Origin of the sequence: Rothia sp. P5764, assembly GCF_048512965.1 — a bacterium.
Lineage (GTDB): Bacteria > Actinomycetota > Actinomycetes > Actinomycetales > Micrococcaceae > Rothia.
In genome coordinates this window covers 570,904-594,439 of record NZ_JBLXXQ010000001.1, presented here as the reverse complement: position 1 = coordinate 594,439, position 23,536 = coordinate 570,904, and the positions used below count along the sequence as shown (strand labels likewise).

At 55.2% G+C, this 23,536-nt stretch carries 21 protein-coding genes and 3 tRNA genes; 17 read left to right on the top strand and 7 right to left on the bottom strand.

Translation table 11 applies throughout. The features are described 5' to 3' along the window. The first annotated feature begins 29 nt into the window (after positions 1-29). From ACN08Y_RS02735 to ACN08Y_RS02720, 4 genes are all read left to right on the top strand, one after another. Positions 30-2,333 (top strand): FdhF/YdeP family oxidoreductase, encoded by a 2,304-nt coding sequence (locus ACN08Y_RS02735; RefSeq protein WP_419111763.1) that lies wholly within the window; start codon positions 30-32, stop codon positions 2,331-2,333. Positions 2,334-2,687: 354 nt separating this feature from the next. Continuing rightward, positions 2,688-3,956 (top strand): hypothetical protein, encoded by a 1,269-nt coding sequence (locus ACN08Y_RS02730; RefSeq protein ID WP_419098937.1) that lies wholly within the window; start codon positions 2,688-2,690, stop codon positions 3,954-3,956. Between the two features lie 68 nt (positions 3,957-4,024). Then, positions 4,025-5,731 carry a GT4 family glycosyltransferase PelF gene (gene pelF / locus ACN08Y_RS02725; protein ID WP_419111762.1) on the top strand — a complete coding sequence of 569 codons (1,707 nt, stop codon included), beginning with the start codon at positions 4,025-4,027 and terminating at the stop codon, positions 5,729-5,731. 8 nt (positions 5,732-5,739) lie between these two features. Further along, positions 5,740-6,891: a putative glycoside hydrolase gene (locus ACN08Y_RS02720; RefSeq protein WP_419104110.1), complete on the top strand. Its 1,152-nt coding sequence runs from the start codon at positions 5,740-5,742 to the stop codon at positions 6,889-6,891. Positions 6,892-6,901: 10 nt separating this feature from the next. Here ACN08Y_RS02720 and ACN08Y_RS02715 read toward each other — a convergent pair whose 3' ends face one another. The 5 genes from ACN08Y_RS02715 to ACN08Y_RS02695 form a co-directional block, all read right to left on the bottom strand. Beyond that, entirely contained in the window at positions 6,902-7,552 is a 651-nt protein-coding gene (locus tag ACN08Y_RS02715; protein ID WP_419110991.1) for a response regulator transcription factor, read from the bottom strand. A 12-nt stretch (positions 7,553-7,564) separates the two neighbouring features. After that, positions 7,565-8,740, bottom strand: coding sequence for a sensor histidine kinase (locus ACN08Y_RS02710; RefSeq protein ID WP_419111761.1), 1,176 nt, complete (start codon positions 8,738-8,740; stop codon positions 7,565-7,567). A gap of 5 nt (positions 8,741-8,745) precedes the next feature. Continuing rightward, positions 8,746-8,922, bottom strand: a complete 177-nt coding sequence (locus ACN08Y_RS02705) for a hypothetical protein (RefSeq protein ID WP_419111760.1) — start codon at positions 8,920-8,922, stop codon at positions 8,746-8,748. Between the two features lie 139 nt (positions 8,923-9,061). Then, the gene (locus tag ACN08Y_RS02700; RefSeq protein ID WP_419111759.1) at positions 9,062-10,294 is read right to left on the bottom strand and encodes a hypothetical protein; all 1,233 of its coding nucleotides are present in this window, start codon (positions 10,292-10,294) and stop codon (positions 9,062-9,064) included. A 78-nt stretch (positions 10,295-10,372) separates the two neighbouring features. Beyond that, on the bottom strand, positions 10,373-11,170 hold the full coding sequence (locus tag ACN08Y_RS02695; RefSeq protein ID WP_419111758.1) for a hypothetical protein: 798 nt from the start codon (positions 11,168-11,170) through the stop codon (positions 10,373-10,375). 380 nt (positions 11,171-11,550) lie between these two features. Between ACN08Y_RS02695 and ACN08Y_RS02690 the strand changes: the two genes are divergently transcribed. The 3 genes from ACN08Y_RS02690 (at position 11,551) to ACN08Y_RS02680 (ending at position 15,144) form a co-directional block, all read left to right on the top strand. Next, on the top strand, positions 11,551-12,954 hold the full coding sequence (locus tag ACN08Y_RS02690; RefSeq protein WP_419104116.1) for an FAD-dependent oxidoreductase: 1,404 nt from the start codon (positions 11,551-11,553) through the stop codon (positions 12,952-12,954). Between the two features lie 155 nt (positions 12,955-13,109). Further along, positions 13,110-14,447, top strand: coding sequence for a TrkH family potassium uptake protein (locus ACN08Y_RS02685; protein ID WP_419110985.1), 1,338 nt, complete (start codon positions 13,110-13,112; stop codon positions 14,445-14,447). Continuing rightward, positions 14,440-15,144 (top strand): potassium channel family protein, encoded by a 705-nt coding sequence (locus ACN08Y_RS02680; RefSeq protein ID WP_419098947.1) that lies wholly within the window; start codon positions 14,440-14,442, stop codon positions 15,142-15,144. Before ACN08Y_RS02685 ends, ACN08Y_RS02680 begins: the two co-directional genes overlap by 8 nt. Positions 15,145-15,155: 11 nt before the next feature. Here ACN08Y_RS02680 and ACN08Y_RS02675 read toward each other — a convergent pair whose 3' ends face one another. Further along, on the bottom strand, positions 15,156-16,499 hold the full coding sequence (locus ACN08Y_RS02675) for a D-arabinono-1,4-lactone oxidase (protein WP_419110984.1): 1,344 nt from the start codon (positions 16,497-16,499) through the stop codon (positions 15,156-15,158). 258 nt (positions 16,500-16,757) lie between these two features. On the opposite strand from ACN08Y_RS02675, the gene ACN08Y_RS02670 reads away from it, so the two are divergent. From ACN08Y_RS02670 to ACN08Y_RS02640, 7 genes are all read left to right on the top strand, one after another. Further along, a complete protein-coding gene (locus tag ACN08Y_RS02670; RefSeq protein WP_419098949.1) occupies positions 16,758-17,768 on the top strand; it encodes a universal stress protein in 1,011 nt (336 codons plus the stop codon). A 372-nt stretch (positions 17,769-18,140) separates the two neighbouring features. Beyond that, positions 18,141-18,213, top strand: a tRNA-Glu gene (locus ACN08Y_RS02665). A 50-nt stretch (positions 18,214-18,263) separates the two neighbouring features. Then, a tRNA-Asp gene (locus ACN08Y_RS02660) sits at positions 18,264-18,337 on the top strand. Between the two features lie 62 nt (positions 18,338-18,399). Further along, positions 18,400-18,472: transfer RNA gene (locus ACN08Y_RS02655), tRNA-Phe, on the top strand. A 220-nt stretch (positions 18,473-18,692) separates the two neighbouring features. Next, positions 18,693-18,923 carry a helix-turn-helix domain-containing protein gene (locus tag ACN08Y_RS02650; RefSeq protein ID WP_419111757.1) on the top strand — a complete coding sequence of 77 codons (231 nt, stop codon included), beginning with the start codon at positions 18,693-18,695 and terminating at the stop codon, positions 18,921-18,923. Positions 18,924-18,927: 4 nt separating this feature from the next. After that, entirely contained in the window at positions 18,928-19,515 is a 588-nt protein-coding gene (locus ACN08Y_RS02645) for a hypothetical protein (RefSeq protein WP_419111756.1), read from the top strand. Next, positions 19,502-20,065 carry a hypothetical protein gene (locus ACN08Y_RS02640; RefSeq protein WP_419111755.1) on the top strand — a complete coding sequence of 188 codons (564 nt, stop codon included), beginning with the start codon at positions 19,502-19,504 and terminating at the stop codon, positions 20,063-20,065. The genes ACN08Y_RS02645 and ACN08Y_RS02640 overlap by 14 nt, the downstream gene beginning before the upstream one ends. A gap of 73 nt (positions 20,066-20,138) precedes the next feature. Here the strand turns inward: ACN08Y_RS02640 and ACN08Y_RS02635 are convergent, their stop codons facing one another. After that, complete coding sequence (locus ACN08Y_RS02635) at positions 20,139-20,942, bottom strand: exodeoxyribonuclease III (RefSeq protein ID WP_419111867.1); 804 nt, start codon at positions 20,940-20,942, stop codon at positions 20,139-20,141. Between the two features lie 189 nt (positions 20,943-21,131). Between ACN08Y_RS02635 and ACN08Y_RS02630 the strand changes: the two genes are divergently transcribed. The 3 genes from ACN08Y_RS02630 to ACN08Y_RS02620 are packed head-to-tail and all read left to right on the top strand — an operon-like array spanning position 21,132 to position 23,532. Further along, entirely contained in the window at positions 21,132-22,208 is a 1,077-nt protein-coding gene (locus ACN08Y_RS02630) for an ABC transporter ATP-binding protein (RefSeq protein ID WP_419111754.1), read from the top strand. Then, positions 22,205-22,879 (top strand): ABC transporter permease, encoded by a 675-nt coding sequence (locus ACN08Y_RS02625; protein WP_419098955.1) that lies wholly within the window; start codon positions 22,205-22,207, stop codon positions 22,877-22,879. The genes ACN08Y_RS02630 and ACN08Y_RS02625 overlap by 4 nt, the downstream gene beginning before the upstream one ends. After that, positions 22,876-23,532 (top strand): ABC transporter permease, encoded by a 657-nt coding sequence (locus ACN08Y_RS02620; RefSeq protein WP_419098956.1) that lies wholly within the window; start codon positions 22,876-22,878, stop codon positions 23,530-23,532. Before ACN08Y_RS02625 ends, ACN08Y_RS02620 begins: the two co-directional genes overlap by 4 nt. Positions 23,533-23,536 lie beyond the last annotated feature (4 nt).

The following is a 23,536-nucleotide window of genomic DNA, read 5'->3' as shown; positions in this document are numbered from 1 at the left end:
CCGTGTGCTCAGGGGGCTAGAATGATGCTATGGCTAAAGTGTTGAGGCAAAAGAGTAGTTCCTTGTCGGGGGCCGAGGGCGCTAACCCCACGGCCTTTGATAACCCTAAGGTAGGTCATCGAGTAAAGGTGGCGGCAGGTCCTGGGGGAGTTATCCACGCAATGCAGCATGCCATTCCTGCGCGGGGTCTCTTGCCTTTGCTGACCATGAATAAGCCCGGGGGCGTAGATTGCCCAGGCTGTGCTTGGCCTGAGCCCTATCAGAATGACATGAATCTTGTGGAGTTTTGCGAAAACGGTGCTAAGGCTATTGCGGAGGAGACCACTGCTGATCGGGCGGGGGCTGATTTTTGGGCACGCTACTCAGTGACAGAGCTACGAACTAAGACGGATTTCTGGTTGGGTAAGCAGGGGCGTATCACCGAACCTCTTCTCTATGACCGTTCCAGTGGTGATGACCACTACCGCCCCGTCTCCTGGGGGAAAGCCTTTGCCCTGATCGCTGAGCAACTCCAGCGCACTGACCCTCAAAAAGCGGTTTTTTATACGTCCGGTCGGGCCTCAAACGAGGCTGCCTATGCTTTCCAACTGCTGGCCCGACGCTTGGGATCAAATAATCTCCCAGACTGCGGTAATCTCTGCCACGAATCAACGGGGGTAGCCCTTAAAGAGGTAGCGGGTTTGGGCAAGGGGTCCATCACCATGAGCGACCTTGAAACCACCGACCTGCTGATTTCTGTGGGGCAGAACCCCGGCACCAACCACCCGCGTTCGCTCACTAGCTTTAAGAAAATGAAGGAAAACGGCGGCAAGATGGTGGTGCTCAACCCCATGCCTGAAACCGGGTTGATGGCCTTTCGGGAGCCTCAGTCACCTATGGGTATGGTGGTTCCAGAGAAACTAGCCGATGAGTACCTGCAGGTACGTCTTGATGGTGACCGCGCCTTCTTCCAACAGCTCAATAAGGAGCTGATTCTGCGTGATGCCCTGGACCATGTTTTTATCGACAAGTTCACCAGCGGCTTTGAGCAGCTCAAGGAGCATCTGCTGAGCCTTGATGATGCCGAGCTTGAAGTTGGCTCAGGCATTTCTGCCGCTCAGGTGGCTCGGGTTGCTGACTTGGTGGAGCGGGCCGAGAGCGCTATTGTTTCGTGGACGCTCGGCGTTACTCAGCACCGCGAGTCGGTAGGCACCCTGCGTGAGATCATGAACTTCCTCTTCCTGACCGGTAATATCGGTAAGCCGGGCGCCGGTAGCGCACCCTTTAGGGGCCATTCCAATGTCCAGGGCAACCGGACGGTAGGTATCTGGGAGAAGATGCCTGAGCCCTTCTTGGCAGCAGTTGAAGAGCACTTCGGTTTTCCCGTTCCCCGTGAGCATGGTTTAGATACCGTTAAGGCGCTACGCCAGATGCGTGATGGTGGTAACCGGTTCTTTATGTCTCTGGGTGGAAACCTGGTGCGTGTTGCCTCCGATACCGCTGCCTGTGAGAAGGCCATGAGCAGCCAGGAGATGACGGTCCACCTCTCCACCAAGCCCAACGGGTCACATGCTTGGCCCGGGGAAAAAGCCCTGATTCTGCCGGTCCGTGCTCGAACCGATGAGGATATCCAGGCCAGTGGCCCTCAGAAAGTTACCGTGGAGAATTCCTTTGGGGTTGTTTCAGCCTCCGTCGGTAAGCGTAAGGCCAACAATGACCTGAACCTGAAATCTGAGGTAGATATTATCTGCTCGGTGGGGCGCGAAACTTTTGGGGATGACTTCTGGCAGCCCATGATTGATAACTACGCTCTGATCCGTGATGCGATTGAGGCCACTGTGCCTGGTTTTGAGAACTACAATGAGCGCATAGAGAAGCCCGGGGGCTTCTACCTGCCTAATGGCCCGCGTGAGCGTGTTTTCAATACTGAGAACGGTAAGGCTTTGTTAACGGTGAACGAGACAAACGTGCTGGATCTTCCTGCCGGTCACCTTTTGCTATCAACAGTGCGCTCTCACGACCAGTTCAATTCCACCATTTACGGGCTTGACGATCGTTATCGGGGTGTTCGTCAGGGCCGCCGAGTTGTCTTTATGCACAGGGATGATATTGCTCAGCTGGGCCTGCAGGATGGCAGCCTGGTCGATATTGTTTCTGTCTGGGAGGACGGGGAGCGCCGCGCCCCTAACTTCCGCGTCATTGAGTATGATCACGCGCGCGGTTGTTGCTCTGTTTATCTTCCTGAGGGGAATGTTTTGGTCCCGCTGGATTCAGCAGCTAAAGGTTCCAATACGCCGGTTTATAAGTCTGTGCTAGTGCGCCTTGAGTCTCTAGGGCGGCAAGCAGAGGTATAGCGAGTTGGGGAGGGGGCAGACCGCTAGGTCTGCCCCTTTTCCTTTTAAAGTTCTGCTGACCGGGGTCTAGAAAATATGCGCCCCGGAATGTGATGCCCCGACTTTACTGGCATTCTTTATGCCATTTTTATGACCCTGACTAGCGCTTATGTTTCTTTTACCCCTTTTGGGGGACGGGTGCTGGGTCCTCACCCTGAGCTCCTGGCTCACTTGTCAGTTTTCGCCCTGGATTTCTGTCCCACATTATGGTGACAAAGCCTGAATGGGGGCAAAACCCTGCTTTTGACAAGCACCGATACTGGGATAATGGTTCTAAATAAAGAAGAGGGAATCGCACCTAAGAAAGATCTACCTATGTCAACCGCACTTATGACATCTACTCGTCGGGGCAAGATAATAAATCCACGAAAGCGTAAATTTCTGATTCAATTTCTGCTTTATCTATCCCCCGTCATCCTCCTAACCACTATTTTTCCGCTAGTCACCCCGCAAATTTCTGAGGTGACCCTGGGCGGTGTAGCCCTCACACAGGTGATTCTGGCAGTCTCCATTACTGTGCCCTGGATGTCCCAGAGCATCTGCCTGCCCGTCTATAAAGCTATGGACGACCTGCTGGGGGAGCGTGATCTGGAGGCTTGCACCAAAAGGTTCGCCGAATATTGGGTCTCAACCTGCCTGGCAGTAGTGCCCGCGCTCATCCTTTTCGCTCTTCCCTTTTACTTTGCTCTGCACTGGAACCTGACCGTTCTGATGGCTTTCCTGCTCCTGGGTTTCTTGAACGTCATGTTTGGGCAGCTTCTGGTTGTGGCTAATCTGCCCACCGATAGCCGTAAGGCCTGGGGCTTCTCCTGGCTGGCCTACGCCCTTGCCCTGCTGATCGCCCCCAAGATCTGGTTCCTCCCCCCTCTCATGGGTATTTTGGTCATGCTCTTTGTAATTCGCGATTACATTGGCTACCTGAGCCTCTTCAAACGGCTTTACTACCCTGTTGTTGCACGCGAGATGCTCCGTGGCTTCCTCATTGGTACCGTCCTTTGGGCAGATAAGTACATCTTCTTTATCTCCCAGGGTGGCGAACTGCAGGTTGTCACCATCTACATGGGTCTTATCCCTGCTGTTGTTGCCTATAACTATTTCTTCGCTGCTGAGGCAAAACAGGTTGACCGTGCTGTGGCAAAGCTGCGTGAGGCTATCCAGACCAGAGGTTATAGCCAGGTTCAGAGCTACTCGAAGAAGGTGGAACGCCGAGTTCTGCAGGCTACACAGCGCACCCTGCTGATGGCTGGTATCTGCTCTGTCTTCGTTGCAGTCTTCATGTTCTTCTACCTGCCAGACTCGGTTATCTTGGCTTTTAGCATCATCATGTCTTCGTGGATGTTCCTGGCTGTTGCTATCTACAGCTACCAGGTTGATTACTTGGGGTCCCATCTGATTCCTCAGGTCTTAGGTCTGGCACATTTGATTTTGTGCATGCTTGCTTTCGCCCTTATCCCGAATACCAATGGCTACTTCATCATCATGGCTGGTGAGGTCGTGCTTGTCACGATTGCCTACATAGCCTTCCGCAAGACCTGGAAACTTCCTGCCTACGACCTTTTCTGGCGGCACGCTGTCACCTGGTAGTTCTCTCCCCCCCCCTATTGATCGCTCTTCCCCAAATTGCACCTTTTAGACATTTGAAGATAGGCACCATGACTGTAGAAAACACCTACAAAGAACTTCTTAAGCCTGATTCCGGCGCGCATTACACTGACCCGAACTACCCTGATGTTGATGTGGCTATTACGATGGAGTCCACCTACCCCTATCTCAAGGGTGGGGTTTCGGCGGTTGTCCACGACATTATTACCAGCAACCCAGATCTGACGTTCGGCATCATTCACATTGCCTGGGACAGAGATTCCCCCATGAAGGACCTCTACGGGGTCCCAGAGAACGTACTCTGGGTTAAGACCATTTTCTTGAGCTTCGACGAGCACCGGGAGTCCTATTCTGATTCCGCCAAGAAGCTACACCTGAATGCCCAGGAGCGGATTGCGGCTTCGCACGAACTCTTCGATGCCCTGTATGCGCTCACAGAAGAAGCCGATGTTAATCCTCTGTGGCGGGTCTATGACCGCATGTTCTCAGAGAAAACCCGGGAGTTTCCCGGGTGGGGGCTTCTTGGTAGCAAGGAATTTATGGAGGTGCTCTTTGAACGCCTCCCGCTCGATAACATGAGCTTTTCTGATGCTTTCTGGCTAATCCGTACCTTCTTTTCTCTTGCTTATGCGCTCCTGCATGAGCGTCTTCCCTACGCTAGGGTTTACCACGCACACACCACAGGGTACGCATCTCTCGTCGGTGCTGCCGGGGCACGAGATAATGGGAGCAGCTTCCTGCTAACGGAACATAACCTCTACGTCCGTGACACCGTGAACACTCTCTTGGACCGGAATATGTCCCTCCCCGTGACTGTCCAGGATCCCGACGTTTTTGATGTTACCCCCGAAGAGCGCGCCTGGATGCTGTGGTGGATTCAGATGGGTCGTTTCTGCTACCCCAGCGCGGATCTGATTACCTACCTTTACCCCAAGGCCATTGACGAGGCTCAGGGGCTTCATGGCATCCGTGAACGCTCCATTATCTTGCCCAACGGCATGCTGATTTCTGATGTCAATGAGGCTTACGCACTCCGTCGCCATGCCCGTGAAACGATTATTCAAGAGGGCACAAACCACCTTTGGAAGTTCGTCTTTATTGCCCGTGTGGTTCCTATTAAGGGCCTGATCGACCTGATTGAGACGGTGGCGATTCTCCGTGATGAAGGCTTCAAGCTTCACATTGACTGCCTGGGCCCCACCGAACATCTTCCGTCCTATTATGAGAAGTGCCGTGAGGCTATCGCGGAGCGCGGCCTTGAAGACTACTTCACCTTCCACGGAACCGTTAATGTCCGTGAAAAGCTGGGTCTCTTTGATGCGCTGGTCATGCCCAGCTACAACGAGGGCCAGCCTATCGTTGCTTTGGAAGCGATGAGTGCTTCAATCCCCGTGATTGGTTCGGATGTGGGTGGTATGTCCCAGCTGATTGATGATGTTCTTGTCTCTGAGGATGGCTCACACGTTGAGCGTTGCGGAATTCTTACCCAGGCCGGTGACCCGCAAGGTTTCGCAGATGCACTCAAGCGGATTATGAATAGCCCGGACTTCTACGAGCAGCTATGTCTCAACGCTCGTGAACGCGTACTGCAGTTCTTCCAGCTTCACGATGTGATGGACCGTTATAACTACATCTATCGCAAGCTGGGCAAGTTGGATTATAAGCCTGGCCAAGAACACACTTCGCTGGCGGGTGTCCCCAGCGCGGTTGTTGCCGAAGGTGACCAGAACATAGATTACATTGAGGCTAATAGCTAGGAGGTGGCATGACTACGGTCAGTCGAGGATTATGGGTACGCTACGGAGGCGACCCAATTACCCGCGAACAGGTTGAATTTGCAGCTCAACATTACGCGGTGGCCTTGGTCCAACCGGGGGAGAGGGAGGCTGCACGGCAGCTCAAAGAGCTCAACCCTAATATCATCGTACTGGCCTATAAGTGCCTATCTTCAGCTCGTAGGTATGAGGAGAGCGCACCTTACACCTCCGGTGTTTCGTATTCTGAAGCTGAGGCTCAGGGGTGGTTTGCTCGTCGCCTCAACGGTGACAAGATCGAGTGGAACGGTTACTGGGGGCACTACCAGATGCGAGTTTGGGATGCCTCCTACCGGAGCCGTTGGACTCAGAACGTGGTGGAGGAGATTGCGGATTCCCCCTTTGATGGTGTTCTTGCAGATAACGATATCTACGGGGATTACTACGGTTTGAACTTCCCCCTTGAGGGCGCAGAAAGCATCGAGGTAGTCCACCGTGGCCTTGACGCGCTGATCTCAGAGGCCGGTCAGGCCCTGAACGCGCGCGGCAAAATCCTGGTTCCGAACATTGCTGAGTCCCGCAGGGATGAGGGTAAGTGGGAGCGCCATAGCGCCTACGGCGGCGGTTTTGAAGAGGTCTTCTTGGGCTGGGGGCCGAACGAGTTTTTGGATGCCAATAGTTCGGTGGCTCAGATTAAGCAGATGATGCCTAGCCCCCAGGCCAACCTTCGGAACTTCATGCAGGGGGAGCAGGCGCAGGGTGAGGGAAGGTTAACCCTGTTGCGGGCTTCCACTGATGGAGACCTGCAGCACCCCAACTTTCTGATGGCTCTTGCGGCTTTCTGGATTTTTGGTGGTGGTCAGTGGTCGGCGGTGACTGCCGGTGCCCATGATGCCCACAATGACACCCCCTGGGTTGAAGAGCTAGCCTGGGATCTTGGCCAACCGACCGGCCCCATTGAGGGTGCACTGGGTATTTATGGGCGTAGCTTTGAGAAGGGCTGGGCGGCGGTTAACCTTACTGATCAGGTGAGCCCTGCGCTGAACTTTCCCGGTAGTGGACATGCTAACGGTACGATTTCTATCCCGCCGCACCAGGGTATGTTGGTTCAGGCCCAAGACGATGGTGGCCTGATTATTGCCCGGCGTTTTGATCTGCAGTAGGGGCGCGCTTCTAGCCGTAGACCGGGAAGTTGTGGTGGCCTGCGTGAACAAGGAGCTGGGTGCGGGTGGCTACGCCCATCTTGTCGTAAATGCGGGATAGTGCATTTTTGACGGTTGAGAGTGAGTAGTGGAGTTCTTCTGCTATCTCTTGATTGGTTTTACCTAGGCAGACTAGCTTGACGATGCCCTGTTCGGTTTCTGTGAGTTCGCTCCAGGGGTCCCCCTGGGGCGGTTCTGTCATATTCATGGAGATTACCAGGCTGGCTAGTGCCCGGCGGTCGATGATGGCGCGCCCCTCAATAGCTGCGGTGATGGCCTGTTTGATTTCTCGTGGCCGGGAGTTCTTGAGCAGGTAGCCGTCTACCCCGGCTTGGAGGGCTTTGCGGACGTAGTCGTAGCTATCAAAGGTGGTGATGGCGATAATTTTGGTGTCGGGGTAGGTGGCAAGGATCTGGCTGGTAGCTTGGATACCGTCCAGGCCGGGCATGTGTAGGTCCATGAGGAAGACCTGGGGGCGAGTGTTGGTTGCCAGTTCTATGGCTTCTTGCCCGCTGGTGGCTGTGCCTGCCAGGTGTAGGTCTTCTTGGCTCTCGATGTAGAGGCTGAGCAGTTCGAGAATTTCGGGGACGTCATCGGCTACGGCCACGGTTGTTGTCTTCATGCTGGGCCTTTCTTAGTCAGTAACCAGGGGTAGGTTGATGGTTAGCCGCCAGGTCTGGCCCTCTACTCCGTAGTTGATGGTTCCGCCCAGCCGGCGGATGCGTTCTTGGATCCCGACTAGCCCGTAGCCGGTGCTGGGCGAACGCTTTTTCTTGCCGGTGACAGCCGGTAGGGGGTTGCTGGTGGCGATGGTGATACCGGTGAGGTTGGGGCGGGCTGTCACCTTTATAGTGCTGCCGGGCGCAGCATATTTTTCGGCGTTAAAGCGAATCTCTTCAATAACCTTGTGCAGGGTGGGGCGTACGCCTTCGGGAATCTCTGTGCTGGCTAGGTCGATGTGAGCATCCACCGTGAAGCCCTTGCTGGTCAGGCGGGCAATGGCCTGGTTGATGGATTCTTCAAGGTTGATGGTGACCGGGGATACCTCTGGGAGTGCCGTGATGCTGTGGTCTGCCCTGGTTGCTTGAATGAGTAGGCGCATATCGGCTAGGGCCCTATGGGTTTTTTCTTGAATGGTTGTGAGTGCGGTGTCTTTAGCATCCAGGGTGGGGGCGCTGAGTGCCTGGTTGGTGCTGAGCCCAATGATGCTGATCTGCCGGGCTATGGTGTCGTGGAGTTCGCGGGCCAGTGCTCTGTTGGCTTCTGTTACCTGTTCTTGGAGTTGCTTGTATTTGCGGTCGCTGGCTGTTTTCTGTTCCCAGGCTAGGCGCAGGCTAAAAGGGAGGCCGAAGAAGATAAAGAAGAGCGAAATGGCGACGATTATTGTGTAGACCAGGCTACCAACCATGAAGCCATTGGAGAGAGCAATGCAGAGTGAGATTGCCAGGGCTAGTGCCTGCCGGGAGCTTGCCAGGAGTACTGCTAAGGGAAAACCAAACATACCCAGGAGAAAAAAGAGTTCGGATACCTGGTCGTTGAGGGTAAAGGCGGCGATAGTGATGATGCCAAAGATGTAGGCCGTGGGCAGGGCCCGGGCTGAGACACTCAGAGCGAGAGCTAGAACTAGCAGAAGGCAGTAAGCACGTACTAGAGCTTCGTCTGCTGGGGCGGTGAAAGCTAAGAAGGTTTCGACAGCTAGGAGGGCCCCCATGATGATGAGGGCTATACGTTTGGCTCTGGGCGGGAGCTGAACCTCTGGGAGGTGCCTACCGGTTTCTAAAAGACTGTGCATCAGTAATGGGCGGGACAAGGTGTTTACGCTTTCCAGCACCAGGGGAAGAGTCTAGAAATTCCCTGCTCGCACCTGATAGCTTCTGGGCCATTTGAGCTGGATACTAGAAGCCCCTGAGCGGGTAGCTCTGCGGCTGAGGCTGCGGTGGGGGCGGTGAGGGTGCTGGTCAGGGTGAGCAGGGCCAGAGCTAGGTATTTCATAGGTACTTTCTTTTTAGGTTACGGCTATCACCAGGTAATTCTATGGAGGCCCTGGTGTCAAGGAGGGCAGGTGATAGTACAACCTTTATTCGTGTTCCCTTGGTTGTCTGTTGCTCTGAATTTTTGGCGGGGCGAATACCTAGAGCTTGAGTGCTTTATCTAGGTTGGTAATCACCATAGCCGAGGGGAACTGGTATTTTTTGTCTACGTTTTTGTAGTCGGGTAGTTTGGCGTGGGATTCCATTTCTCCGGTGGTGAGGTTGTAGCGGTAGAAGTCTGTATCGCGCCCAAAGCGGGGAATAGATTGGAAGAGGTAGGGGCCTTCAAATGCAATCAAACCGGGGGACTCAGTTTCGATGTCGTAACCTTGGAGCGTGAGTATCTTGGTGTTGTGGGCCGTTTTGAGATCAGTCCGTACAAGGTCGCCGCTTCCAGAGATCCAGTACAACCCTCCCTGGTAGATATGTCTATAAATCAGCTCACTGTTCCACATTTCACCTGTGCTACGAATTGCCCAGTCACCGTTGATATCACGTTTATCGAATATTCCGGTTCGGGTGTCATAGGAAACTAGGCTAGAGCCATCAAAATCATCAGGCCCACCCCCGTAGGGATCTGTCACCTCTGGTTTGTAATTGTCAATGATGTAGTAGAGAACTCCATCGGCGCAGTCTAAGGAGTTTCCTGTGCTGTAGCGGTGTTCGTGTTCTATGGTGGCAACAGGATCAGGTTTAAAATCGGGGTAGAGTTGCAAGATTTGTTGAGGGGCGTTAGCAGCACCGTAGTCGCTGGTATTGGAGGTCAGGTAGGGATTGCTCCAGCCCCAGACGCTACCGTCTTCGCATTGGGCCGCGTAGCCAATATAGTGTTCGAGTGGGTGGACGGTGCGCTTGTTGCCCTGGGTAACGATAATATCCCAGAGATAGCCTGAGCCGTCATCTTCGCTTCCTTGGTTTGCTAGGGCAACCATGCCTCCTCCCCGGTCTTGGGGGATACCGAACATGAGCGGAATACGGGGTGCTTGGTGGTCCTGGTGCTCAGCGGTGGCGAGGCCCTTGGGGGTGAGAGCGTAATCGGTTTGGTAGTCGGTGTAGTAGAGGGTCTGGTCTCGGTAAGTGAGCCTGGAGTGCTCCATGCCATCGGTGGCGACATCTGTCCAGGTCTTGGTGTCTGGGTTGTAGAAGAGGATGCTACCGCCGGGGTTATTCTCAAGCCCCCCGGCTGAGCGGTAGTCGGTTGACATGGAGTAGGCGATGACGCTGTTGGCTAGTTGCTCTTCGGGTGGGGTGGTGCTGATTTGTTGGTTGCCGTGGGTGCAGGCAGTAAGAAGGAGGAGGGCGGCGGCTAGCGATGCGGTAGATGACTTTTTCATGGCTGTACCTTGTAGAAGTGGTGGTGCGTGGGCACCTTGATCTAGGTGCCCACGCACTGTTGACGAGAAATGCGGAGTCTAGGAGCGGGTCTCGTACCAGGTGGTCCAGCGGGAGTTAGCAATATCTGCCGGGTAGACTCCGGGGCCACCGTTAGAGTCTAAATCTACGTTGGGATCTGTTGATTTATAAGCCGCCCAGACCAGTTGGGAGCAGTTATACGAGCCGGCTTGAACTCTCTTATTATCGTAAAATTTATAGTTGTAGCCGGCTTTACCTATCTTGGATCTAGCAAAATCGGCAGCTTTCTGTTTGTTAGGGCTTTTCCTGTTCCATCCAACATAGTATTTGTAGGCAGGTGCAGGTGAAGCGACTTCCCAGGCATGTACCTTTGCGACTTTTTTACCTAGACCAGGAGCTTCTGCGTAATTGTATAAATCAATATAGATTCCATTATGTCCGTGCTGGATACCCGCGGTGCTGTTAGAAGAGTAGAAAACATCTCCAACGTATCGTGCCTTACCCATAGCTACTTTTCTTGATCCTCCACCTGAGTTGAGGTCTGCTTGCCCTGCCTGAGAGGAGCTGGCAGTTTCTTGTGGAAAGGTATTGGTGCTGTAGCTTCGGGACTCATCTGCAACCCGCTGGGCGGCTTGCTCCAGGGTGAGGCCCTGCTCCTGGGCATATTCCTGAAGCCCCTCCAACATCTCAGCGCGGATATCCTGGTCGTTGGCCTCTGCTCCTACCGAGGTAACAATATAATCAAGGTTCTGCTCAAAGGTGGTTTCTGCCCCTGCTGGTGCTATCCCCGACAAGCAGGTGAGGGTAAGCGCGGTCAGGGCAAATAAGCCGATAGCTTTCTTCTTGAAGGCTGGCATGAGAGTCATCTCCTAGGGGAGTGCTGCAGTTTTCGGGTTACAGAAAGAGGTAGTTTCTGTAATCTGGAATATACTCCTTTGATTATGAGATTCAATACATTGTGTGAAACATAGTACTTAAGTACTGACTTTTCAGATCCCTCTTGATGTTCTGCCCACATGCGAGCAAGCACAGTAAGGAGTGTGTCTTGAAAACTTCGCCAAGGGCAGTTGCTCAGTGCTCACACTTTAGTGCACATGTCTTCCTGAAAAGCGCTCAAGCTGAATTGACGGCTTATAAGGTTAACCTAACCCAGCCCCCAGCGGTAGACTAATGGGTAATTGTGAAAAACGTCCTCAGCCGGTCAAGTCCACAGCCACCGGCGCCGAAAGGAAAACCCGTGTCCTCAGCCCCCCGCGCCCTCCGTGTTGCCGTCATCGGCGCAGGCCCCGCCGGTATCTATGCCGCCGACATCCTCACCAAGTCCGAAGAAGTCCGCTCAGGCGATGTCCCCGTAGCCATCGACATCTTCGACCGCTACCCGGCCCCCTTCGGCCTAATCCGCTACGGAGTAGCCCCCGACCACCCCCGCATCAAGGGCATTATCAAAGCCCTGCACAAGGTACTAGACCGCGGCGACATCCGCTTCTTTGGCAACGTAGACTACGGCACCGACGTGACCCTGGCAGACCTAGGCAAGCACTACGACGCCATCATTTTCGCCACCGGTGCCATCAAGGATGCTTCCCTGAACATCCCCGGTGTTGAGCTGGATGGCTCCTACGGTGCCTCCGACTTCGTCTGCTGGTACGACGGCCACCCCGACTACCCCCGCACCTGGCCCCTAGAAGCCAAAGAAATCGCTGTGCTCGGTAACGGCAACGTGGCTTTGGACGTTGCCCGCGTGCTCTCCAAGCACGCCGACGACCTGCTGGTTACCGAAATCCCCGACAACGTCTATCAGGGCCTTAAAGCCTCACCCGTCACCGACGTTCACGTCTTTGGTCGCCGCGGGCCCGCCCAGATCAAATTCACCCCCCTGGAACTGCGCGAACTAGCCCACTCCCGAGATGTAGACATCGTGCTCTACGAAGAAGACTTCCAGTTCGATGACGCCTCCCGCCAAGCCATGGAAACCAACGCCCAGACCAAGGTCATGATGAAGACCCTCAAGGGCTGGCTAGAGGAGCAGAAGGAAAACCCCGGCACCGCCTCCCGCCGCCTGCACCTGCACTTTTTGCAGGCACCTTCAGAGATCCTGGGTGAGGACGGTAAGGTCACCGGTATTCGTATGGAACGCACCCAGCTCAACGGCAACGGTGGTGTTACCGGCACCGGCGAGTTCATCGACTACCCCGTCCAGGCCGTCTACCGCGCCATCGGCTACTTCGGCTCAGAACTACCCGAGGTAGGCTACGACTCCGAACGCGGCGTAATCACCAACCGAGAGGGTCGCGTCATTGACGACAGCGATGTGCCCGTCCCCGGCCTCTACGCCACCGGCTGGATTAAGCGCGGCCCGGTTGGCCTGATCGGCTCCACCAAGTCCGACGCCCTCGAAACCGTCACCCACCTGCTTGAGGACCGCGAGAACCTTTATACTGCAGAAGCTACAGACCCCGCCGACATTGAGAACTTCCTCAAGGGCAAGGGCATCCGCTACACCACCTGGGAAGGCTGGCACCGCCTGGACGACCACGAAAAGGCCCTGGGTGCAGCGGCAACCGATGCCGCCGGTGAGCCTCGCGCCCGCATTAAGGTGGTAGACCGCGAAGAAATGACCGCCATCTCTCGCGCAGAGTAAAACCGGGTGTGCCCTCTCCAATCAGTTCCCTTGGCCCCTGGAGAGGGCACCCCTAGGCCTTCGCTATCAAGAGGGTCTAGCCCCAAAGACACGCCCGGAGGATATTTTGTGGCTACTTCAGCCCTGAGCAGGTAACAGTACCTAAGATAAACCTTGTGCTACGTTCTTCCCGAATCAACCCTCAGCGCAGTGTTTTTTACGGTTTCCTCTCTGTAATCCTGATGGGCACTGTTCTCCTGCTCCTGCCTATCTCCCACCTGGACCCTTCTTCCACCAGGGTCATTGATAATCTTTTCACCGCTGTATCAGCAACCTGCGTGACCGGACTTTCAACCGTGGATACCCCCAACTACTGGTCAAACACGGGTTTAGTCATCATCCTGATCTTGATTCAGGTGGGCGGCCTGGGGGTTATGACCCTGGCAACGGCTATTGGTGCATCACTCCAGGGCAGGCATCTAGCATTCAGCGCCAAGCTCAGAGCCTCTGCAGAAGTGCGAGGCAACGGCCTCTTCAACATGCGCAAAGCCGTGCTTGGCATCGTTAAAACATCCCTGCTTTTTGAAGCCTGCGGTGCCCTTGCCCTGACCCTACGCTTTCACTGGGGTTACGATATGCCCCTAGGGCAGGCAACCTGGTACGGAGTCTTTCACGCGGTATCCGCTTTCAATAACGCAGGCTTTGCCCTCTACTCCGATAGCTTGATGGGTTTTAACCATGACCCCTTCATTCTTCTACCCATTAGCTTTCTGATTATCCTGGGTGGCCTGGGGTTTCCCGTGCTCATGCAACTACGCCGTTACGGCTCTAACAGGCGGCTGTGGCGTATGGGAACCAAGCTTGTTATCTATGGGACGCTTCTGCTTCTGAGCGTAGGCACTCTTGGGTTCGCTATCCTGGAATGGAACAACCCGGGCACTTTAGGCCCTATGAGTGCCTCCCAAAAAATTCTCAATAGCTTCGCTCAATCTGTTTCTACCCGAACAGCAGGCTTTAGCAACCTGGATATAGCCCAGTTCCACCCGGCAACAACCATGTTCGTTGACCTATGGATGTTCATCGGGGGAGGGCCAGCAGGAACAGCCGGCGGCATCAAAATTACAACCTTCGGTGTGCTTTTCTTTTTGATGCTTGCGGAAATCCGTGGCCAGGGTGCAGTAAACATCTTCGGTAAGCGTCTATCACGTTCGGTTCATCGTGAAGCAACCACGGTGCTCCTGTTAGGTTGTGCTTTTGTCTTTATCAGTATTTTTGCCCTGGCGCTCATCACAGATTTTACCAGCGACCAGCTCACCTTTGAAGCTATCTCCGCTTTCGCTACGGTGGGCCTGAGCACCGGGATCACCCCCATGATGCCAGATGCCGGCAAGGTTATTCTGATCGTTCTTATGGTCATAGGCCGGGTGGGTCCAGTTACCGCAGCTGCCGCCTTCGCCTACCGCCGTAAACCCGTCAACTATGAGTTCCCCAAAGAAAGGCCCATCATTGGTTAGCAAGAAGAAACTCTCCTTTTTTAGTCCAGAGCTGGTCAGCGAGCGTAAATCGGTAGCTGTCATAGGTCTGGGGCGTTTTGGCCAGTCGGTAGCCTTAGAACTTATGGAAGACGGTGCCGAGGTGCTGGGTATTGATAGTGATCCCGGCGTTGTTCAGCAGTTGAACGGCCGGCTCAGTCACGTTGTGCGAGCCGATGCCACCCAAGAAGAAGCCCTAGAGCAGCTCGACATCTTAGATTTTGATCGAATTGTTGTGGCTATTGGCAACCACCTGGAATCCAGTATTTTGGTCACTTCTTACTTAATCCGGCAAGGGGTCAAAAATATCTGGGCCAAGGCCGTCTCAGATCAGCACGGTATTATTCTGCAGCAGCTAGGGGTAGAAAAAGTCGTTTTCCCCGAACGTGACATGGGTAAACGCGTTGCCCACCTGCTCCAGGGGAGCCTGAAAGAATACATCCAAATTGATAGCAACTGCGTAGCGGTTTTATCTGCAGCTCCACAAGGCTTTGTCGGTAAAGAGATCTATACCAGGTCCCTGCTTAAGGAGCACGGGATCGCAGTTACTGCCGTCAGAGACTCAAAAGGAACCTGGCACCATTTACCCGATAATTTCCCGGTTGAGTCCAACGACACGATCCTTTTTTCTGGGACGCCCCAGGCCGTTGAACAGTTCGCTCGGAACTATCTGCAGTAAAAGGTTCACCACTAGCCCTCAAGGAGCACCCTGTGCAGGTGGGGGTTGAGGAAGATCCCCCGGGGGTCCAGCTTGGCGCGCAACTCTACAAAGTCCTTGAAGTGCGGGTAGAGCTCGGCTAAATCGTGAGCGCTCTGGCTGTGGAACTGCCCCCAGTGGGGGCGGCCCCCGTGCGCCTTGAAGATAGCCTCTAGGGGGCTAAAAAGCTCAGCCTGGGGTTGCCGCCAATAAGAGCGCGCGGAAACATAGAAAGTCTCACGCCCATAAGCCGGGGAGAGCCAGATATCGTCAGCGGCCGATGTGCTTATGACGAGCGGGTAAGAGCTCTGTACGGGGCTTCCCTTACAGTGGGCGCGGATATCAGACATGAGCTCGCTGAACTGGGATATATCGAAGGCATATTCCATAGTGCTGTGCCGCACGGTACGGTGAACGGTGAATACGCGGGCAGAGTAGTCTGCGTAGCGCCGGTTGCCCTTGCCCCAGTTAGAGACCTTGTTCAGGGCAGGCTGGAGGGCAGGAGCCTTAGCGCCCAGGTAGCTGAGGGCAGAGAACATCCCGTTATTGAGCAGGTGATCCCCGCCGTAGCGGCGGGCCTGGCTGACCGCTGCACTCGCAGGCATGTAGCCCTCGGTCAGCAGCGCCAGACGGGTGAGCCTGCGGGTGCGAACCTCAGCGGAGCCGGGGAACCAGCTGAACTCGTAGTGATCGGATCCGTGTGCGCGTTCGGTAAAGCTATGCACAATGTCGGTGTAGGAGTGGCCGCGTTCTACCGCATGCAGGCGGAATTGGGGAACCACCGCGAAGGTAATTTCTACGATGATGCCCAGGGCGCCCAGACCGCAGAGGGCTGCCTTAAAAAGTTCTGGATTCTCCTGTACTGAGCAGGTGATGAGCTGACCTGAGGCCCCTACCAGTTTGAGTTCGGTTACCTGGGTAGCAAAGATACCGTAATCTACACCGGTGCCGTGGAAACCCGTTGAGATAGCACCGGCCAGGGTCTGCTCATCGAGCCTGCCCAGGTTGCTGAAAGCAAGATTGTAGTAACCCAAGATTTGATTGGCTTCGCGCACCGTGGTGCCTGAGCGAAAGGTGGCGGTAAGACCCTCGGTGTCTACCCGCGTGAGGCCTGTGAGGTAGTCAAGTTCAAGTAGAGCATCGGTGGGCTGGGCTATAGCGGATGAACTGCGCCCCCGGCCTACTACCTTGAGGCGCTGGCCGGTTGCACCTGCATGCTCGATACATTCCTGCAGTTCGGGTATGGAACGGGGCCGGAACAGGCCGGTGGCCTGGGCCTCGTGCTGGCGGGCCCAAGTGCTCCAGGCCAGACTGCTGTTTTGCGGGGTATCTGCCATGGTTTTCCTCTTATCTTGCTTCCTAGTGCATATCTTCGCACGATTAGTCAGGCTCTTACTAGCTGTTTGCTGAGTCTTTGCAGGGGCGGTTATCAGCAATGGTGAAAGGAGCGGGTAACCTGCCCGACCTGTCCCTGTCATGATGTGAAATAGGGGGATAAATGTGAGCGCACCCACTAAACTTTAAGTAGGACCCCAGCAGGGCTACCGGTAGACCGGCTGGCAGAGCGGGGTCGTCGTGAATCTAAGGAGATGACCATGACCGAACGCGAACTCACCTTCGGCGAAAAAGCAGTAGCCAGCCGTGACAACCTATCAGAAGTCGCCCAGGCTTCCGGGGAGATTATTGTAGGCATCGATGGCTCAGAGCAGAGCTATGGTGCCCTTCGCTGGGCGGTCCATGAGGCCGAAATTCGCAAGGTGCCGGTCCGAATGGTTACCGCCTACTCTCTGCCCGTCTTTACCGGTACCGGCTTTGACGCGGGTTATTCCATGGTCGATGAGCAGGCCCTGACCGATGGTGTCGCTCAGATTCTTGACGAGGCCCACTCCCGTGTTGGCGACACCAGCGTAGAACTGCGTGCCACCGTAGAAACCGGCGATGCCACCGCTGTCCTGCTTGAGCTCTCCAAGAAAGCTGAACTGATGGTGGTTGGCTCACGTTCACACGGAGGCTTCCTGGGTCGCCTGCTGGGTACCGTTTCAACCTCCCTTCCCGCTCATTCGCACTGCCCCACTATCGCTGTGCCCCAGTCTTACGCCGAGAAGATTGAGGGCGACCCTGAGATTCTGGGCCGTGGCCGTTCTATCGTGGTGGGCTCTGATGGCTCCGATGAAGCCCGCCTAGCTATGATGCAGGCCGCTGACGAAGCCTCGCGCCGCGGAGTCAAGCTGACCTTGGTCAATGCCCTGGCCCCCTACACCGGTGCGCTGAACTGGGTGCCCGCCGCCGTTGACTTTGAGGCACTTTACCGCGAAATCGCTGATCTTCAGCGTAAGGCTGCCGAGTGGATTCGTGGCTACTTCCCCCAGCTTGAAATTGAGTTCAAGCTGATTGATGGTTCGCCCGTTCAGGTTCTGCTTGAAGCTGGTAAGGCTGCCGACATGATCGTTGTAGGTACCCGTGGACGCGGCGGTATCGCCGGCATGATTCTGGGTTCAACCTCCCAGGGCATCCTGCACAACACTCAGGTTCCGGTCATGATTGTTCCGGAGATTGACGATCCTCGCATTAAGGAAGCCCCTGACGCAGGTATTAGCTGGGGTTAAGAACATCCGCTAACTTCTGGTTAGAACCCCCGGTAGGGGAGTAAGCTAGAGGTAGAAAAGGCAGGACAGCTCCCGCCGTAGCGTTTTCGGCAGTGAAGATGCTCCGACGGCGCTGTTCTGCCGTCTTTTTTAAAAAAGTTGAAAATTTTTTGTGCCCCCTATTGGAAATACCAGAATATGCCTTTGACAAGTTGTTTTAGGTGCTTTGGGGATTTGATTTCACTCATTTTTGTGTCGGAGAACACCGGTTTTTTAGCTCCGATAAGGGGTTTTGAGGGTTTCTCGATTTGCACGCCTTTTAGAAGTCGCGTAATGTATTACTTGTTCGAGCGACGGGCCAAGGGAACGAGGCCTGGAGCGAGTAGCGAACTAGCCCCTATCGTCTAGCGGCCTAGGACGCCGCCCTTTCACGGCGGTAACACGGGTTCAAATCCCGTTGGGGGTACTGTGAAACTTCGGTTTCACGGCCATGTTAGAATTTCGGTTCTAGCCTATGGCCCCGTAGCGCAGTTGGTTAGCGCGCCGGCCTGTCACGCCGGAGGTCGCGGGTTCAAGTCCCGTCGGGGTCGCTCCGACCGCGTAATTCTCACTTGTGGGGAAGGCGCGGTTGTGGCATATCTAAGGTATGCCTGGCTCTGTAGCTCAGTTGGTAGAGCGTGCGACTGAAAATCGTAAGGTCACCGGATCGACGCCGGTCGGAGCCACGAAATCCACTCTCTAGGCTTCTACGTGAGAGTGGATTTTTTACTTTAACCTTTAGCGCCCTATCTTCCTTGCGGAAGGTGGGGCGCTTTTGTGTGCCCTGGGGGGGGTTGCGCTTCTTGGTCTGTCTTTCTGCTCTGTTGCATATCGAAAAACGATATGTCACACTTTAAGCATATTGAAAAACGATATGTTTCTGTGTGGAAAGGAGAGCAGCCGGCAATGCCACCCCTTGAAGAACACCGCGTGACATGCCATTTGGATTGTTTGCTCTTGGACAGAGGAATGAGCTTGGTTGAACTCTCAGAAAAGGTGGGGGTTTCTGTGGCTAACCTATCGATTCTTAAAAATAACCGGGCACGGGCGGTGCGGTTTTCCACACTGACTGCTCTCTGCCAGGTGTTGGACTGCGCCCCGGGTGACCTCTTTACAGTCGACGAGGAAAGGAACTAGTCCTATGAGGCAAATCAAAAACTATCTGGGCTTAGAAGCACAGAACCCACAACCTGAGGAACACGCTTTCTCTCTTCCGCTGGTCTATAGCGCTGTTGTGTTCGTGCTTTTTATATGGCTCATTGTCATGCAGTGGCCAGAGGCTGGGATTCCTTCCCCTCTACACCGCTACAACCCGGAACTTGACGGTGGAATCAACTGGGTGGAAGACTCCCCGCTTGGGCAAGGTACTAGAGTGCTTGCCTGGGCAGCTTTTGCCTGGAAATTTAGCATGTACCTGGTAGTAACAGCCCTGCTCTACAGGTTGGCTCGTATTTTCTACACTAAGGCACACTTTGGTACCCAAGCTCTTGCTCTTTTGAGGGCGGCTCAGATAGTCCTGCTAGGGGGAATGATCGTCTACTCGCTCCTGACAGCTTTTCTAACGCGGGCTGTGGCAAATGATTATGACCTGCCGGACATCCACAGCGAAAGCACCTTTTTCTCTGACCAGGGTCTGCTGACCCTACTCTTTGTGGCAACTCTCTTCTTTATAGAAGGCGCCCTGCGCCGCGGTCTCACTCTCCAGGAGGACTCCGATGCAACCATCTAAAACAGCCAACAGCTTCCAAGAATCATTCAGCCTACCGTTGCTGGGCTTTATACTTCTGGCCTTTATTTTCCCAGTGACTATGGCCCTCTACTGGCCCTATCCCTCACAGGAAGCTCTGTGGGTGACCTATGAGTCGGCGCCGGGACAGATAACAACCCTGGAAACAGCATCATTACCGCTCTTTGTCAAAGTTTTTGCTTGGGTGGACCATGCCCTACCCTCCCTGGGGGTAAGCATTTTTGCTCTCCAGATGGCCCGGGTATCAGCCAACTTTAACGTAGCTGCACAATTTACTCAGAAGTCAGTGCGCTACTTCTACCAGCTCCGTATGATGATGCTGTGGTGGGGAATTGCCTATTTTCTTGTCCACGATGTCGTTCGCTGGAGCGTAGAGAACTACTACGTAGGCTACGACAGGATTACCATCAACGGTAGCGGGCTCAACTGGCCTATCTTGTGCGGTTTAGTCTTTTTTCTGATAGCCGGATTTATGGAAGGCGCCCTGCGCCGCGGTCTCACTCTCCAAGAGGACGTAGACGCCACCATCTAAGAATTAAAAGCAGTGCACCCCACCGGCCCAACGTAGCTAACACAGCTCCCGGGTTGGCGGGGTGCTCCCGTTTCTAGTTAATCTCCACAACCACCGGGGCATGGTCCGAAGCGCCCTTACCCTTACGCTCCTGGCGGTCAATCTCCGCACCCACCACACGGGCCGCCAGTGCAGGGGAATAGAGCTGAAAATCAATCCGCATACCCTCATTCTTAGGGAAACGCAGCTGAGTATAATCCCAGTAGGTATAAGGCACAGAGGTATGAGGCCGGGCCACATCGACCAGACCCAAAGGCTGATCTAAAAAGGCTTGGAAGGCCGCACGCTCCGGCTCCGTCACATGGGTCATCTGATTCTGGCGGAAGAAATCAATATCCCACACATCCTCATCAAGCGGGGCAATATTAAAGTCACCTACCAGAGCAAACTGGGCGCCCGAATCCTGCTCCAACCAGCCCAGCGCCTCCTGCCGGAGCTGACCCAGCCACTCCAACTTATAGGCCATATGCGGGTCGTCCACACCCCGCCCATTGGGCACATACAGGCTCCACACCCGAACCCCACCGCAGGTAGCACCCAAAGCGCGGGCCTCCACCTGGGGCTCCTGCCCCGGCTTACCAAAAGCAGGCTGACCCGCAAAGGTGCGCTGAATATCTTCAAGCCCTACACGCGAGGCAAGCGCCACACCGTTCCACTGCGAAAGCCCAAAATGAGCTACCTCGTAGCCCGAATACTCAAAAATCTCAAAAGGGAAATTCTCATCGGTAGCCTTGGTCTCTTGAAGGGCGAGCACATCCACGTCGCTACGCTCTAACCAATCCTCTACACGGTCAGCGCGGGCACGAATCGAGTTCACATTCCAGGTGGCAATCTTCATGAGTTTAAGCCTAACAGGGCTACTAGCCACCAGCCTTTACCCCTGCCCGGCCACTGGGTTTAGCTCTGAGGGGGCAAGGGGTGAGGTAGAGCTAGCCTCTGGCAAAAATGAAAGTTTACTTAGTTTACCTGGGCTCTGATAGGTACTAGGGTGGTGAGACAGACCAGGTCGTCCACGAAACGAGTAAGCATGGCCCAGACACCGGCAATCGAATTTATAGCGGTCACTAAAAAATACGGAAACACTGCGGTAGTAGACAACCTTAACCTGTCCATACCCCAGGGGAAAATAACCGTCTTCGTTGGCCCCTCCGGCTGCGGTAAAACAACCTCCCTGCGCATGATCAACCGCATGGTTGAGCACACCAGCGGACAGATCCTGGTTAACGGCCAGCCCAATACCGACCAACCCGAGCACCAGCTACGCCGCTCGATTGGCTATGTTTTACAGCAGGCTGGGCTCATGCCCCACCAGACCGTTGTCGATAATATCGCCACCGTACCCCGGCTCAAGGGCACCCCCGCCCGTCAAGCCAGAGAAAAAGCACTGGCTCTACTTGAAACCGTTGGCCTTGACCCCTCACTGGCTAAAAAATACCCCGCCCAGCTTTCAGGCGGGCAGGCCCAGCGGGTAGGCGTAGCCCGTGCCCTAGCAGGCAACTCATCCATCCTGCTCATGGACGAGCCCTTTAGCGCTATCGACCCCGTCGTACGAGCCGAACTCCAAGAGAACCTGCTTGCTTTACAAAAGGAGCTCAACCTAACCATCGTCTTTGTCACTCACGACATTGACGAAGCAATCCTGTTGGGCGACTATGTAGCTGTTTTTGCCCAAAGCGGCCACATAGCCCAGTTCGGCACCCCCGAAGAAATCCTGCGCATACCTGCCAATGACTACGTGGCATCATTTGTGGGGCGAGACAGAGGAACCAGGCGGCTCACCTTTGCCCAAGCAGACGGCCTCACTCTCTACCCACTGACCTCACCCGAGGTCACCGCAGAGAGCTGGAAGCTACGCGTCACCGACGGCAAACCAGACGGCTGGGAGGCCGCAGGAAAATGCTTCCCCGGGGGCTCACTCTTTATACAGGGCGGTAGCCTGCGCGATGCTCTAGACTCGGCACTCTCTTCTCCCTCAGGCTGGGGCGTAGCTGTAGACCAAACTGGTCATCTACTAGGCCTACTCAAAGCAGAAGACGTTCTCCATGCAACCCGGCAGGAGCGAATCCAGCGTTACGGGATTAAGGGCGAGGGGGACAGCGCATGAGTTGGGCCCTCGATAACCTGGGCTATCTAAGCCGGCTCACCCTCCTGCACCTGCTCCAGGCACTTATTCCACTGATCTTCGGGTTCCTCCTATCACTACCCCTAGCCCGCCTAGCACTCAGCCGCCGTAAAGACGGGCGCTCCACCGAAGGGTACACCCCAGTAGGTAAGCTACGCCGGGGCCTAGTCATCAACGGCTCAGCCCTGCTGTATACCATCCCCTCTCTGGCATTATTTGTGCTCATGCCCCTGGTACTGGGTACCTCTATCACTTCCCCCGTAAATGTCTATGTTGCTCTGACCATCTACGTACTTGCCATGATGGTCAGAAGTGCTGTAGACGCCTTTGAATCTGTCTCACCCGTTACCCTCGAAGCCGCCACCGCGCTGGGCTACACCCCTGCCAGGCGGTTTCTCAAGGTGGAGTTCCCCCTGGCCCTGCCGGTCATGATTGCAGGCCTAAGGGTCGCCCTGGTCGCCAATATCTCTATGGTCTCGGTAGGCGCTGTCATTGGTATCCAGTCATTAGGCACCCTCTTCACCGACGGACTCCGCCGTGACCTACCCGCAGAAATTATCACCGGAATTTTACTGACAGTAGTGCTCGCCCTGATTCTGGACCGAGCCCTTGCCCTCGCCGGTAACGGCCTGACCCACTGGAGGAAGGCATGATTTTCGAACAAGTAGGGCACTGGTTCACCGCCCCCGGAGCCTGGTCCGGCGCCGGAGGTATCTGGCAACGCCTGGCTGAACACCTAGGATACTCGCTAGTCGTCCTGCTGATAGCGGCCGCTATCGCCCTACCCCTAGGAGCCTGGGTCGGGCATACCGGTAAAGGTGAGAACCTGGTGGTTGCTTCTACTGGAGCGCTCCGGGCCCTGCCCACCCTGGGTCTGCTCACCCTCTTCGCCCTCTGGCTGGGCTTGGGCTTCACCGCCCCAGCCCTAGCCCTCATCATCCTGGCTATCGCGCCCTTACTTGCTGGCACCTATGCCGGTATCTCCGCCGTAGACCCCATCACCATTGATGCCGCCCGCGCTCAGGGCATGACCGCCTGGCAGGTTCTGACCCGGGTAGAACTACCCATCGCCCTACCACTGATTTTTGGTGGCATCCGCAACGCTGCCCTCCAAGTTATTGCTACGGTCACCGTGGTCGCCTACATCAACCTGGGTGGCCTGGGCCGCTACCTCATTGATGGCCTAGCCGTCCGCGACTACGCCCGCATGGTTGCCGCCGTCATTCTGGTGGCAGCGCTCGCTCTTGTTGTCGATGCCCTGCTGGCTTTGATTCAGCGCCTACTGACCTATCCCGGATTAAGGTAAAAAC